Raw genomic sequence first — 13,604 nt, forward strand, 5'->3', positions numbered from 1 at the left:
CGTCCACGCGGTATCGATACGGCATGACGGACTCGACCGGCCCCGCCCGCGCGACGACACCGCAGGGGCTGCCCACCCCTCCCCCGGCCGGCACGACAGCGCTCCCCCCGGGAACGTACCGGGGAAGCCTGGTCCTCGTCACCGGTGGCGGGACCGGGCTCGGGAAGGCCGTCGCCGCCGAGTTCGCGCGGCTCGGCGCCGACGTGATGATCGTGAGCCGCCGGGCCGCGCACCTGGAGCCCGCGCTGGAAGAACTGGGGCGCGTGAGCCGCGACGGCGGCACGGTGACGGCCGCGGTCTGCGACATCAGGGACCCGGACCGCATCGCCGAGGTCTTCGACACGGCGGAGGCGGCCCACGGGCGCACCCCCGACGTCCTCGTCAACAACGCGGCCGCCAACTTCCCCGTACCCGCCGAGGACATGAGCCCGAACGCCTGGCGCACCGTCGTCGACATCACCCTCAACGGCACCTTCTACATGACCCGTGAGTTCGGCCGCAGACATCTCGCGGCGGGCACGCCGGGCTCGGTGATCGCCGTAGGCGCCTCGTACGCGTGGACGGGCGGCCCCGGCTTCGCCCACAGCGCGGCGGCCAAGGCGGGCGTGAAGAACCTGGTGGAGACGCTGGCCGTGGAGTGGGGCCCGTACGGGATCCAGGTCAACGGCCTCGTGCCGGGGCTCATGCCGCACGAGGACATGACCGGCGACATCCGCGCCAACCTCGAGAGGGGCGGACCGAGAGGGAGCGCCGACCACGACGCCCGGCAGCCCGCCCTGCGCGTCGGCGCACCCCGCGAACTGGGCTGGGCCGCCACGTTCCTCGCCTCCCCCTACGCCCGCTTCATCAGCGGCCACACACTCGTCGTGGACGGGGCGAACTGGCAGCGGCGCGGACTGGCGAGCCCGCCTGTGGTGACCGTACGGGAGCAGATGGGGAGGGGGCCGTTCCAGTAAGGACCGTTCCCGGAGGGACCGCGAAGGGCGGCCCTCACGCTCTACTTCCCGTCGAACCGCGGCTCGCGCCGCTCCGCCTTCGCCGTGTACCCCTCGCCGATGTCCTCCGACGTGAGCGTGAGCGCCGCGCTCATCGCCACTCGGTCGAGCGCGGCCCCCATACCCGCGTCCGCGAAGGCGTCGATGTCACGCTTGACGGACTGCACGGCGAGCGGCGCGTTCGCCGCGATCTCCGCGGCGACCGAGTGAGCGGCCTCTTCCAACTCGCCTGCCCCGGTGACCTGTTGGACGAGGTTCAGCCGGTGTGCCGTCCCCGCGTCGACGCGGCGGCCCGTCAGGGCGAGGAACTTGGCCCACCCCGCGCCCGCCTCGCGCGCGATCCGCAGATCGCCGCCCGCGTCCACGGCGACCCCGAGCTGCGCCTCCGGCAGCGCGAACACCGCGTCCTCGGCCGCGATCCGCACATCGGCCATCAGCGCCAGCTCGAAGCCGACGCCGAGGCAGTAGCCCTGTACGGCCGCGACGACGGGCTGTGGCAGACCGGCGAACGCGCGGAACCGTTCATGGACCCAGCGGATGCCCTCGTAGTAGTTGCGCGTCCGCTCGGACCCGGAGCGCCCGGTGATCCCGCCGCCGGGCGCCTTGATGTCGATGCCCGCGCAGAAGGCCCGTCCCTCGGCCCGCAGCAGCACCACCCGGATCGTGTCGTCGAAGCGGATCCGGTCGGCGAACAGCCCGAGTTGGCGGCTCGACTCCCAGCTCCAGGCGTTCAGCTTCTCCGGCCGGCACAGGGTGAGGACACCTATACCGCCCTCCTCGACGTGCAGCCGGAGCCGCCGTTCGCCCTCGCCTTCGCCTTCGCCTTCGTCGGGAAGTTCCTTGCTCGTCGTGTCGATCATCCCGCCACCACCCCCACTTTCCTGACGTGTCATCAGAAGGCGCAGGGTAGGTGACGGGCCCTACCGACTGAAGAGTTCGAACGGCACGGCCGGTGTGCCGCCGAAGCGCTCCGCGACGGCCTGGACGTTGCCGGTGAGGAACGAGCGGCAGTAGGTCTCGGGGTCCTCGTCCGTCAACACCTCGATGTACGCGCGGTGTTCGAGCAGTGAGTGCACGGCCCGTTCGAGCCCGGGCGTCGCGTCGACCGCGTGCGTGGGCGACGACGAGCCCGCGACGGCGACCCAGCGCACGCCGTTCCACGGCTCAAGACCCTGCTCGATGAGTTCGGGGAAGATCCAGCGGTTGCCCGCGTCCGCCGCCGCGTCGAGGGTGGCCCGCCCGACGGCGACATGGTCGGGGGTGTTCCAGGCGACCCCGCCCCAGGTGTCGCGGTGGTTGAGGGTGATGAGGAGTTCGGGCCGGTGCCTGCGGATCGCGGTGGCGATGTCGCGTCGCAGCGCGGTGCCGTACTCGACGACGCCGTCCTTGTGGTCGAGGAACTCGACGGTGTCCACGCCGACGACGGCGGCGCTCGCGCGCTGCTCCTGTTCGCGCAGGGGCGCGCACTTGGCGGGCTCGAGGGTGTCGATGCCGGCCTCTCCGCGGGTGGCGAGGACGTACGCGACCTCGCGTCCGCCGTCGGTCCAGCCGGCGATCGCCGCGGAGCAGCCGTATTCGAGGTCGTCCGGGTGCGCCACGACGGCGAGGGCGCGCTGCCAGTCCTCGGGCATGGGCTGCAGCTGGTCGGGGGCGGCGTTCTGGATCTTCGGCTCGGTCATGGCCGCACCCTAATGCGGTGCCGTCCGCGATGCGGAGGCTTTCGCGGGCGGGGAAAGCCGTCGCGCCTCCCCCGCCGGCGTGTGTCAGATGTCGCCGCGCACCATGGCGAGCAGCCGGTCGAGGACGCGCGGCGCACCGGCCCGCAGTCCGTCGTGCTCGAACTCGTCGGTGACCCAGGTGCGCAGGCCCTTGATGGTGCGTGCCGTGCGCAGGGCGTGGTCCGTGTCGACGTACATGTCGTCGTGGTAGACGGCGGCGACGGCCGGTACCTCGTTGGCGGCCAGGCGGGCGGGGTCGTAGAGCGGGGCCCAGTCGGTGCGGGCGGCGAGGAGTTCGGCGGTCTCGCGCAGGGGGCGCAGGGCCGGGTCGCAGTCGAACATCCACGGGTGCACGGACTCGCCCGTGAAGAGCAGGGGCCCGTCACCGGCGAGCGTCTTCCCGGCGTCGAACTGCGGGAACTCGCCGCGTACACGCTCGGCCGACCAGTTCGTGGGCCGGGCGTCCTGCCCGTAGATGGCCTCGTGCACGAGCGCGTACAGCGGGTGTCCGGCGTAGGAGAGCGTGGCCTGTACGTCCTCCTGGAAGGCGTCGGACAGTTCGACGCCGCCCGGCGTGCGGACGAAGGCGTCCTCGAGGAGGTAGTGCAGGCGGTCGCTGCCGCCGGTCCCGCCGAGCAGGATGCCGAGGGACTGGAACGCCTCGACGGTCAGCTTGTAGCCGCCGTTCAGTACGGGCTCGTGCTCGGCGAGGTACTCGGCGATGCGGCGGGCGCGTTCGACGTCCTGCGGGTAGCGCGCGTAGTGGGCGGCGACCTTGCGTTCGATGCGCGGGTACGCGGCGCGGTAGACGTCGTCCGCGTGACCGTCGAGCGTGGGCAGGCCGCCGGTGATGACGGCGGCGGTGAGGCCCTCGGGGGCCGTCGACAGATAGCGGGTGGCGCAGAACCCGCCGAAGCTCTGGCCGAGGACCGTCCAGGGGGCGCCGCCGGTCACCTCGCTGCGGATGACCTCGCAGTCGCGGACGATCGAGTCGGCGCGGAAGTGCGCGAGGTAGTCGGCCTGTTCGCGCGGGCCGCCGCGCAGCGGAAGCGTCTGCCGGTTGGCCGGGGTGGAGCTGCCGGTGCCGCGCTGGTCGAGGAGGAGCACCCGGTGGTCCTGGAGCGCCGTGCCGAGCCAGGCCTGCTTGCCGGAGAAGCGGTTGGCGCCGAATCCGGGGCCGCCCTGGAGGTAGAGGAGCCACGGGAGGTTCGCGTGTTCCTTGCCGATGGCCACCGCCTCGCGGGCGAACAGCTCGATGCTCTCGCCCTCGGGGTGGTCGTGGTCGAGCGGCACTGAGAAGCGGCGGTCGGTGAGGACGACTCCGGGCTGGCGGTATGTGGCGGTCGTCAAGGAGGCTCCTGAGCGGCGTACGGAATACGGTGTGCGGTGTCCGCTCAGTTCAGCACATGTCAGCGCGAGCCCAGACTCGACCCCCGTACGACCAGCTCGGGCTGGAGGACGACCCTGCGGTGGCGGTGGGGCTCGCCGCTCGCGGGTTCCGTCTCCTCCAGGAGAAGTTCGGCGGCCATCACTCCCATGGTGACCGCGGGCTGGCGTACCGAGGTAAGGGGCACCGTGGCGGCCGACGCGAACTCGATGTCGTCGTAGCCGACGATCGCGATGTCCTCGGGGACCCGTACACCGGCCGCGTACATCGCCTGGAGGACGCCGAGGGCGAGCAGGTCGTTGGCGCAGAACGCGGCGGTGGGGCGATCGGCGAGGCCGAGCAGGCGGGCCCCGGCGTCGCGTCCCGCCGCGACGTCGAGCCGCTCCGTGGGCAGTTCGCGCAGTGCTCCGGCCGGGAGGCCCGCCTCGGCCAGGGCCTGGAGGGCGCCGGTGCGGCGGTCCGTGACCTGGTTGAGCGCGGGCGGTCCGCTGACGTAGGCGATGCTGCGGTGTCCGGCGTCGACGAGGTGCCGCACGGCGAGCGCGCCGCCGGTGACGTCGTCCACGGACACGGAGCACTCCGAGGTGCCCTCGGCGACGCGGTCGACGAGCACGAACGGGATGCCGTGCCGGCGGAAGCTCTCGATGTTGCGGCCGCTCGCCTCGGCCGGGGTGAGGAGCACGCCCCGCACGCGCTGCTCGGCGAACAGGGAGAGGTACTCGGCCTCCTCGGAGGGGTTCTGCGCGCTGTTGCACACCATGACGCCGAGCCCCGCGTCGCGCGCGGCACGCTCGGCGCCGCGCGCGACATCCACGAAGAACGGGTTCCCCATGTCGAGGACGAGCAGCCCCATGATGCGGCTGCGTCCGGCGCGCAACTGGCGCGCCGACTCGCTGCGTACGTAGCCGAGCCGGTCGATGGCGGACAGCACCCGGGCCCTGGTGTCGGACGCGACGGAGTCCGGGCGGTTGATGACGTTCGAGACCGTGCCGACGGAGACTCCGGCGGCGCGGGCGACGTCCTTGATACCCACCGACTGGGCCATCGGGCGGGGACCTCCATGGGGCGTTGAGCGACGGGAATGGTTCAGATTACCCGTGAATGCGCTGGTGGCTGCGGGGACGGGGGACTCGGAGGACTAGGGGGTGTCCGGCGGATCATGGCCGGGGTCGCGGCGCCTGGCACGGCACCTCGCCGCGTTGCCGAAACGTCCGAACAGCTCCGCTATCAGGACGCTCCGGCGCCTTGCGATGCACCGCGCCAGGCGCCGCGACCTGTCCGACCCTGATCCGCCGGACACCCCCTAGAGCCTCAGAAGTGGTAGTCGTCGATGTTCTTCCGGTCGAAGACGGTGGGCTCGCCGAGGTCGATCACGCCGTCCTTGCCGACGGTGAAGGTGCCCATGCCGCCGGCCTTGAAGGTCTCGCCCTCCTTGCCGGTGATCTGCCCGGAGGACAGCGCAACGGCGGTGCGGGCGGCGAGCTCGCCGAGCTTGGCCGGGTCCCACAGCTCGAAGCCCTCGACCGTGCCGTTCTTGACGTACTTGCGCATGTCGTTGGGAGTGCCGAGGCCGGTCAGGGAGACCTTGCCCTTGTACTTGGAGCCGGACAGGTACTGGGCGGCGGCCTTGATGCCGACGGTGGTCGGGGAGATGATCCCGGCGAGCTTGGGGTGTTCCTGGAGGAGGCCCTGGGTCTGCTGGAAGGACTGCTGGGCGTCGTCGTTGCCGTACGCGACCTTCACCAGCTTCATGTCCTTGTACCTGGGCTTCTTCAGCTCGTCCTTCATGAAGTCGATCCAGGTGTTCTGGTTCGTCGCGGTCTGCGCGGCGGACAGGATCGCGATGTCGCCCTTGTAGCCGATCTGTTCGCCCAGGAGCTGGACCTGAGTGCGGCCGAGCGCCTCGGCGCTGGCCTGCGAGACGAACGCGTCACGGCACTCGGGCTTGGTGTCGGAGTCGTAGGTGACGACCTTGATCCCGTTCTTCATGGCCTGCTTGAGTGCGGTGCACAGGGCGCCGGGGTCCTGTGCGGAGACGGCCATCGCGTCGACCTGCTGCTGGGTGAGCGTATTGACGTAACTGACCTGTCCACTGGTGTCGGTGGCGCTGTTGGGGCCGGTCTCCTTGTACGTCGAGCCGAGCTCGGTGACGGCCTTCTCGCCGCCCTTGTCGGCGGTCGTGAAGTACGGGTTGTTGACCTGCTTGGGCAGGAAGGCGACCTTCAGGCCCTTCTTGGTCGCGGCTCCCGGGTCGGCCTTGGCGTGGGAGGACGTGCCGGCTTCGTCGTCCTTCGCCGAGTCCTTGGTGGTGCCGCCGCACGCGGTGGCGGCGAGCGCGAGCGAGGTGACGGCGGCGAGCGCCAGGCAGGCTCGGCGGAGTGCGGGTGCGGACATCGTGGGCCCCTTTCGGGCGGTACGTGAGGTCAGTGCGAGGGGGTGGTGGCCTGGCGGCCCGCTCGGGCGGTCGCGAGCTGCCGGACGACGCGGGGTCCGAGCACGGAGACGACGAGCAGGACGCCGGTGACGACGATCTGCGACTGGGCGGAGACGTTGAGCAGGCTCATCGCGTTCTGGAGGGCGCCGAGCAGGAACACTCCGGCGATCGCGCCGCCGAGTGTGCCCTTGCCTCCGTCGAAGTCGATGCCGCCGAGCAGCACGGCGGCGACGACGGACAGTTCGAGCCCGGTGGCGTTGTCGTAGCGGGCGCTGGCGTAGTGCAAAGCCCAGAACACGCCGGTCAGGGAGGCCATGAGGCCGGTGGCGACGAACAGCCACAGCTTGTGGCGCCGGACGCGGATACCGGCGAAGCGCGCCGCCTCCTCGTTGGCACCGATCGCGAAGAGGGAGCGGCCGAACGGCGTCGCGTGCAGGATGACGACCGCGATCGCGAGCAGCGCGAGGAAGGGCAGGAACGCGTACGGCAGGAAGGTGTCGCCGATGCGTCCCGCCGCGAAGTCCAGGTACTGCGAGGGGAAGTCGGTGACCGCGTCCGAGCCGAGGATGATCTGGGCGATGCCGCGGTAGGCGGCCATGGTGCCGATGGTGACAGCGAGGGAGGGCAGCCCGAGGCGGGTCACAAGGAGGCCGTTGACGAGCCCGCAGACGATGCCGAGGACGAGGCACAGCGGGATGATCGTCTCGATGGCCATGCCCGCGTTCCACAGGGAGCCCATCACGGCCCCGGACAGGCCGGCCGTCGAGGCGACGGAGAGGTCGATCTCGCCTGCGACGACCAGAAGGGTCATCGGGAGCGCGATCAGCGCGATGGGCAGGGTGTTACCGAGCAGGAACGACAGGTTGAGCGCGTTACCGAAGCCGTCGACGAATGAGAACGACACCAGGAGCAGCACCACCAGGAGTGCTCCCACCACGGTGTCCCACCGGACGGCGCGGGCGAGGGGGAGATCAGCCATGGTGGCCACTCCTTCTGTTGAATGCAGCCCTCTTCTTCAGTGCCTCGGCGACTCGCAGGGCGACGACCCGGTCGACGGCGATGGCGAGGACCAGCAGGAAGCCATTGATCGCGAGCACCCACACCGAGCTGACGCCCAGAGCGGGCAGCACGCTGTTGATGGAGGTCAGCAGGAGCGCGCCGAGGGCCGCGCCGTAGACGCTGCCGGAGCCGCCGGTGAAGGCGACGCCGCCGACCACGACGGCGCTGACGACGGTGAGTTCGTAGCCGTTGCCGGTGGCGGAGTCGACGTTGCCGAAGCGGGCGAGGTACAGGGCGCCCGCGAGCCCGGCGAGCGCACCGCACGCGGTGTACGCGGCGAGGATCCGGCGGCGCACGGGGATGCCGGCGAGGCGCGCGGCCTCCGGGTTGGAGCCGAGCGCGTACAGCTCGCGCCCGCCGCCGAAGTGCCGCAGGTAGTACGCCACCGCGATCAGGACGGCGAGGGCGATCAGCGCGAGATACGGCACCGCGGAGATGCCGCCGGAGCCGAAGTCGACGTATCCGCCCGGCAGATCGGACGCCGTGATCTGCCGCGAGCCGACCCAGATGGAGTCGATGCCGCGGATGACGTAGAGCGTGCCGAGGGTGACGACGAGGGCCGGTACCTGGCCGAGGCTGACGAGGGCGCCGTTGAGGAGCCCGCAGCCGACGCCCAGGGCGACGGCGAGCACGATCGCGACGACGGAGTTACCGCCGCCGTGGAGGTAGTCACCGGCGGCGAAGGCGCTGATGCCGAGGGTCGAGCCGACGGACAGGTCGACGTTCCGCGTGATGACGACCAGCGCCTGCCCGGTGGCGACGAGGACGAGGATGGTGGCGTTGAGGAGCAGGTCCTTGATGCCCTGCTCCGAGAGGAACTCGCTGTTGCCGGCCTGGGTGACGCCGATCATCACCAGGAAGACCAGCAGGATGGCGAGTTCACGCATCTTGAAGACCCGGTCGACGAGCCGGGTACCGCCGGCCTTGTCGGGATCGACGGCGGGCGCGGGCGGCTGCGCGGTGACGGTCATGGGGTCCTCCTTCCGGGGTTCGCTTCGCTCGGGCCACGCATCACGCCGCCCTCCCCGTCGCCGCCGCCATCACGGACTCCTCCGTCGCCTCGGTACGCGGGATCTCCGCCGTGAGTCGGCCCTCGTGCATGACGAGTACGCGGTCGGCCATGCCGAGGATCTCCGGCAGGTCGGACGAGATCATCAGCACCGCGACGCCGTCCGCGGCGAGTCCGGACAGCAGCCGGTGCACCTCGGCCTTGGTGCCGACGTCGATGCCGCGCGTCGGCTCGTCGACGATCAGCACGCGGGGGCCGGTGGCGAGCCACTTGGCGAGGACGACCTTCTGCTGGTTGCCGCCGGACAGCGTGCCGACCGCGTCGGCGATCCGCGCGTACTTGACCTGGAGCTTCATGGCCCAGTCCAGTGAGCGGCTGCGCTCGGCCCCACGGTCCATGAGTCCGGCCCGCGCGGTCGTGCGCAACCCCGTGAGCCCGATGTTGCGTTCGATCGACATGCCCATCACGAGGCCCTGGGCGCGCCGGTCCTCGGGCACGAGGGCGAGTCCCGCGGCCATGGCGGTACTGGGGGCGCCGTTGACGAGCGCGCGGCCGTCGACCTCGACGGTGCCCGCGTCCCGGCGGTCGATGCCGAAGACCGCCCGGGCGACCTCGCTGCGACCGGCGCCGACGAGCCCCGCGAGGCCGACGATCTCACCACGCCGCACGTCGAACGACACATCGGTGAAGACGCCTTCGCGGGTGAGGCGGCGCACGCTCAGGGCGACCGCACCGATGTCGGTGGCCTGCTTGGGGTAGAGCTCGTCGAGGTCGCGGCCGACCATGCGGCGTACGAGGTCGTCCTCGGTCAGGCCCTCGACGGGTTCGCTCGCGATCAGGGTCCCGTCGCGCAGCGTCGTGACGCGCTGGCAGAGCCCGAAGATCTCCTCCAGGCGGTGGGAGATGAAGAGGATGGCGGAGCCCTGTTCGCGCAGGGTGCGCACCACGGCGAAGAGGCGGGCCACTTCGCTGCCGGTGAGCGCGGCGGTCGGCTCGTCCATGATCAGGACCCGGGCGTCGAAGGAGAGCGCCTTGGCTATCTCGACGATCTGCTGGTCGGCGATGGACAGGCCGCGCGCGGGCTGCTCGGGGGCGAGGTCGACGCCGAGGCGCGCGAAGAGCGCGGCGGCCGCGGCGTTGACGGCCTTGTGGTCGATCCGGCCGAGGGAGCGGCGGGGCTGGCGCCCCATGAAGATGTTCTCGGCGACGGAGAGGTCCGGAAAGAGCGTGGGCTCCTGGTAGATGACCGCGATCCCGGCGTCGCGGGCGTCGGCGGGCCCGTGCAGGGCGACGGGCTCACCGTCGATGAGCACGGTGCCGGCGTCGGGCCGGTGGACCCCGGCGAGCGTCTTGATGAGGGTGGACTTCCCCGCGCCGTTCTCTCCGGCGAGGGCGTGCGCCTCTCCGGCGTGGAGCTGCAGGGACACGCCGTGGAGGGCGCGCACGGCACCGAAGGACTTGTCGAGTCCCTCTACGGCCAGGACGGGGGGCTCTCTCATGGGAATGGCACCGATCGGGTCTGAAGAGCTGGCTATGAAAGGTTTCAAACAGATTGCACGGAAGCTAGCCCCGTACCAACAGCGCCGTCAATGGTGGGGACTTGGAAATCCGTCAACCCGTTGTGACGCTGCGGCAAACCCTTGACAGGCCACTTTCGTCACTCTAGCTTCCCTCCCTGAAACGATTCATAGCCGAGTCGTATGGAGCCAGTGTGATCAGCAGAAGACGACTGCTCAGCACGACCGCGACAGCCGCCCTGGGGACGGCCATCGCTTCCGCCGCACCGGGAGCCGCGCAGGCCGCGCCCGCCTCGGGAGCCGCCGCAGGGGCTCGGGCCGCGAAGGCCGTGCGCGTGAGCGCGCCCACCGTCGAGTACGTGAGGCACCCGCTCGGGCTCGACGTGCCGCATCCCAGGCTGAGTTGGCCACTGGAGTCGGACGAACCGGGCCGGGCCCAGAGCGCCTATCAGATACGCGTCGCCACCACCGAGAGCCGCCTCGGCGACCCCGACGTGTGGGACAGCGGCAAGGTCGACTCCCCCGAGTCCACCCTCGTCCCCTACGCGGGCCCCGCCCTGGCCGCGCGTACCCGCTACTACTGGTCCGTCCGGGTCTGGGACACCACGGGCCGGGCCTCCGAGTGGAGCGAGTCGTCCTGGTGGGAGACCGGCCTGACCGCCGCGTCGGACTGGTCGGCCCGGTGGATCGGCGCGCCCGCGGCGCTGATCGGAACGCCCGCGCTCGAAGACGCCTCCTGGATCTGGTTCCCCGAGGGCGATCCGGCCGCCGGCGCCCCGGCGGGAACCCGCTACTTCCGCGGCCGTGCCGACGTACCCGAAGGCCTGACCCGGGCCCGCCTGGTGATGACCGCCGACGACGGCTACACCGCGTACGTGAACGGGACCGAGGTGGCACACGCCGACCCGGACGGCCCGGCGGAGAACTGGCGCCGCCCGGCCGTCGTCGACGTAACCGCCCAACTCCGCTCCGGTACCGCCGTGTTGGCCGTCGCCGCCGTCAACGCCACGGACAGCCCCGCCGGCCTGCTCGGCCTCCTGGAGCTGACGACGGCGGACGGGGCGAAGACCTTCGCCACGGGCGCCGACTGGAAGGCCGCCGACCAGGAGCCCGCCGGTGACTGGAAGTCGGCCGGCTTCGACGACTCCTCGTGGAAGCCGGCGAAGGCGCTCGCGAAGTGGGGTTCGGGCCCCTGGGGCAAGGTCGCGCCGTCGCACTCCCCCGCCGCCCAGCTGCGCCACGAGTTCCGGCTCAAGGGCAGGTCCGTGGCGCGGGCACGCCTCTACGCGTCGGCGCTCGGCCTGTACGAAGCCCACATCAACGGCGAGCGAGTCGGCGAGGACCGGCTCGCGCCGGGCTGGACGGACTACCGCAAGCGCGTCCAGTACCAGACGTACGACGTGACGAAGCTGGTGAAATCCGGGGCCAACGCGCTCGGGGCGACGGTCGCCGCCGGCTGGTACGCCGGGAACATCGCCTGGTTCGGTCCGCATCAGTACGGCGAACGGCCTGCGTTCCTGGCCCAGTTGGAGGTCACGTACACCGACGGTTCGACCGAGCGGGTACTGTCCGGCACGGACTGGCGCGCCTCGACCGGTCCCGTCACCGAGGCCGACCTGATGGCGGGCGAGGAGTACGACGCACGCCTGGAGACCGACGGCTGGACGCGCGCCGGGTTCGACGACTCCGGCTGGGTCGCGGCCACCGCCGTCGACAAGGTGAGCGCCGCCCTGGTGGCCGAGGCGGGCGGCCCCACCCGCCTCGAACGCGAGCTGCCCGCACGGAAGATGACCGAGCCGAAGCCCGGCGTGTTCGTCTACGATCTGGGCCAGAACATGGTCGGCGCGGTCCGCCTCACCGTCGCCGGGAAGGCCGGCACCACCGTACGGCTGCGGCACGCGGAGGTTCTCAACCCGGACGGCACGATCTACACCGCCAACCTCCGGACGGCGAAGGCCACGGACACGTACACCCTCAAGGGTGGTGGCAAGGAGACGTACGAGCCGCGCTTCACCTTCCACGGCTTCCGCTACGTCGAGGTGACCGGCTACCCCGGCAAGCCGCCGCTCAACGCCGTCGTGGGCCGGGTCATCCACACGTCGGCGCCGTTCACCATGGACTTCTCGACGAACGTTCCGATGCTCAACAAGCTGCACCAGAACATCACTTGGGGGCAGCGCGGCAACTTCGTCTCCATCCCCACCGACACTCCGGCGCGCGACGAGCGGCTCGGCTGGACCGGCGACATCAACGTCTTCGCGCCGACGGCCGCCTACAACATGGAGTCGGCCCGCTTCCTCACCAAGTGGCTCGGCGACCTGCGCGACGGCCAGAGCGACGAGGGCGCCTTCACGAACGTGGCCCCCGACATGCCCGGCGTCGGCAACGGCGTCGCGGGCTGGGGCGACGCGGGCGTGACCGTCCCCTGGGCGCTGTACCAGGCGTACGGCGACACGCGCGTCCTCGAAGAGTCCTGGTCCTCGATGCTGAAGTGGCTCGACTACCTGGAGAAGCACAGCAGCGGTTTCCTGCGCCCCGCCGAGGGCTTCGGCGACTGGCTCAACCTCCAGGACGAGACGCCCAAGGACGTCATCGGCACGGCCTACTTCGCCCACGCCGCCGACCTCGTCGCGCGGGCGGCGAAGGCGCTGGGCAAGGACCCGGCCCCGTACACCTCGCTGTTCGGCAGTGTGCGTGACGCGTTCCGCACGGCGTACGTCTCGGACGGCGGCAAGGTGAAGGGCGACACGCAGACCGCGTATGTGCTCGCGCTGTCGATGGACCTGCTCGCGGAGGCCGACCGGGGTCCCGCCGCCGACCGTCTCGTCGCTCTCATCAAGGCCAAGGACTGGCACCTGTCGACGGGGTTCCTCGGCACTCCGCGCCTGCTGCCGGTCCTCACCGCGGCCGGTCACACCGACGTCGCCTACCGGCTGCTCGTCCAGCGGTCCTTCCCCAGCTGGGGCTACCAGATCGACAAGGGCGCGACGACGATGTGGGAGCGCTGGGACTCCATCAAGCCGGACGGCAGCTTCCAGGACGCCGGGATGAACTCGTTCAACCACTACGCGTACGGCTCGGTCGGCGAGTGGATGTACGCGAACATCGCCGGAATCGCGCCGGCCGAGCCGGGCTTCCGCAAGATCCTCGTCCGGCCGCGCCCCGGCGGCGGGGTCACGCGAGCGGAGGGGCGCTACGACTCCGTCCAGGGGCCGATCAGCACCAAGTGGTCGGTGGACTCCGACGGGTTCCGGCTCACGCTCACCGTGCCGGCCAACACGACCGCCGAGGTGTGGATCCCCGCTTCCGACGCGGCTGAGGTCGCCCACGGCGCGGCGAAGTTCCTCCGCATGGACGACGGCTGTGCCGTCTTCGCGGCGGCGTCCGGCACCCACCGCTTCACCAACTGACGTACCGCGAGGCCCAGATGAGCCCACGCCTAAATCGATTCACTCCTGCCCGGTCCCGGTGCGGGCGGACGGAGG

At 71.2% G+C, this 13,604-nt stretch carries 10 protein-coding genes; 2 read left to right on the plus strand and 8 right to left on the minus strand.

Annotation, left to right across the window (positions count from 1 at the left end):
* Positions 1-23 precede the first annotated feature (23 nt).
* Entirely contained in the window at positions 24-956 is a 933-nt protein-coding gene (locus tag OG698_RS06445) for an SDR family oxidoreductase (RefSeq protein ID WP_406101980.1), read from the plus strand.
* Between the two features lie 41 nt (positions 957-997).
* On the opposite strand, the gene OG698_RS06450 is transcribed toward OG698_RS06445, so the two are convergent.
* The 8 genes from OG698_RS06450 to OG698_RS06485 all read right to left on the minus strand — a co-directional run bounded on the left by OG698_RS06450 (position 998) and on the right by OG698_RS06485 (position 10,101).
* Positions 998-1,888 (minus strand): enoyl-CoA hydratase/isomerase family protein, encoded by an 891-nt coding sequence (locus OG698_RS06450; RefSeq protein ID WP_406101981.1) that lies wholly within the window; start codon positions 1,886-1,888, stop codon positions 998-1,000.
* Between the two features lie 27 nt (positions 1,889-1,915).
* Positions 1,916-2,674, minus strand: a complete 759-nt coding sequence (locus OG698_RS06455) for a PIG-L deacetylase family protein (protein ID WP_406101982.1) — start codon at positions 2,672-2,674, stop codon at positions 1,916-1,918.
* A gap of 84 nt (positions 2,675-2,758) precedes the next feature.
* On the minus strand, positions 2,759-4,063 hold the full coding sequence (locus tag OG698_RS06460; RefSeq protein ID WP_406101983.1) for an alpha/beta fold hydrolase: 1,305 nt from the start codon (positions 4,061-4,063) through the stop codon (positions 2,759-2,761).
* Between the two features lie 59 nt (positions 4,064-4,122).
* Positions 4,123-5,145, minus strand: a complete 1,023-nt coding sequence (locus OG698_RS06465; protein ID WP_406101985.1) for a LacI family DNA-binding transcriptional regulator — start codon at positions 5,143-5,145, stop codon at positions 4,123-4,125.
* A gap of 266 nt (positions 5,146-5,411) precedes the next feature.
* The gene (gene rhaS / locus OG698_RS06470; protein WP_406101986.1) at positions 5,412-6,494 is read right to left on the minus strand and encodes a rhamnose ABC transporter substrate-binding protein; all 1,083 of its coding nucleotides are present in this window, start codon (positions 6,492-6,494) and stop codon (positions 5,412-5,414) included.
* 29 nt (positions 6,495-6,523) lie between these two features.
* Entirely contained in the window at positions 6,524-7,513 is a 990-nt protein-coding gene (locus tag OG698_RS06475; protein WP_406101987.1) for an ABC transporter permease, read from the minus strand.
* Positions 7,506-8,564, minus strand: a complete 1,059-nt coding sequence (locus tag OG698_RS06480) for an ABC transporter permease (protein ID WP_406101989.1) — start codon at positions 8,562-8,564, stop codon at positions 7,506-7,508. The genes OG698_RS06475 and OG698_RS06480 overlap by 8 nt, the downstream gene beginning before the upstream one ends.
* 40 nt (positions 8,565-8,604) lie before the next feature.
* Positions 8,605-10,101, minus strand: a complete 1,497-nt coding sequence (locus OG698_RS06485; RefSeq protein ID WP_399971269.1) for a sugar ABC transporter ATP-binding protein — start codon at positions 10,099-10,101, stop codon at positions 8,605-8,607.
* Positions 10,102-10,313: 212 nt separating this feature from the next.
* Here OG698_RS06485 and OG698_RS06490 point away from each other — a divergent pair, with 212 nt between their 5' ends.
* Positions 10,314-13,529, plus strand: coding sequence for an alpha-L-rhamnosidase (locus OG698_RS06490; protein WP_406101990.1), 3,216 nt, complete (start codon positions 10,314-10,316; stop codon positions 13,527-13,529).
* Positions 13,530-13,604 lie beyond the last annotated feature (75 nt).

The organism is Streptomyces sp. NBC_01003, from assembly GCF_045162695.1.
Lineage (GTDB): Bacteria > Actinomycetota > Actinomycetes > Streptomycetales > Streptomycetaceae > Streptomyces.

Excerpts from the sequence above, each read along its gene's own strand:
- OG698_RS06445 (WP_406101980.1), top strand. The coding sequence starts at position 24 with ATGACGGACTCGACCGGCCCCGCCCGCGCGACGACACCGCAGGGGCTG.
- OG698_RS06450 (WP_406101981.1), bottom strand. The coding sequence starts at position 1,888 with ATGACACGTCAGGAAAGTGGGGGTGGTGGCGGGATGATCGACACGACG.
- OG698_RS06455 (WP_406101982.1), bottom strand. The coding sequence starts at position 2,674 with ATGACCGAGCCGAAGATCCAGAACGCCGCCCCCGACCAGCTGCAGCCC.
- OG698_RS06465 (WP_406101985.1), bottom strand. The coding sequence starts at position 5,145 with ATGGCCCAGTCGGTGGGTATCAAGGACGTCGCCCGCGCCGCCGGAGTC.
- rhaS (WP_406101986.1), bottom strand. The coding sequence starts at position 6,494 with ATGTCCGCACCCGCACTCCGCCGAGCCTGCCTGGCGCTCGCCGCCGTC.
- OG698_RS06475 (WP_406101987.1), bottom strand. The coding sequence starts at position 7,513 with ATGGCTGATCTCCCCCTCGCCCGCGCCGTCCGGTGGGACACCGTGGTG.
- OG698_RS06480 (WP_406101989.1), bottom strand. The coding sequence starts at position 8,564 with ATGACCGTCACCGCGCAGCCGCCCGCGCCCGCCGTCGATCCCGACAAG.
- OG698_RS06485 (WP_399971269.1), bottom strand. The coding sequence starts at position 10,101 with ATGAGAGAGCCCCCCGTCCTGGCCGTAGAGGGACTCGACAAGTCCTTC.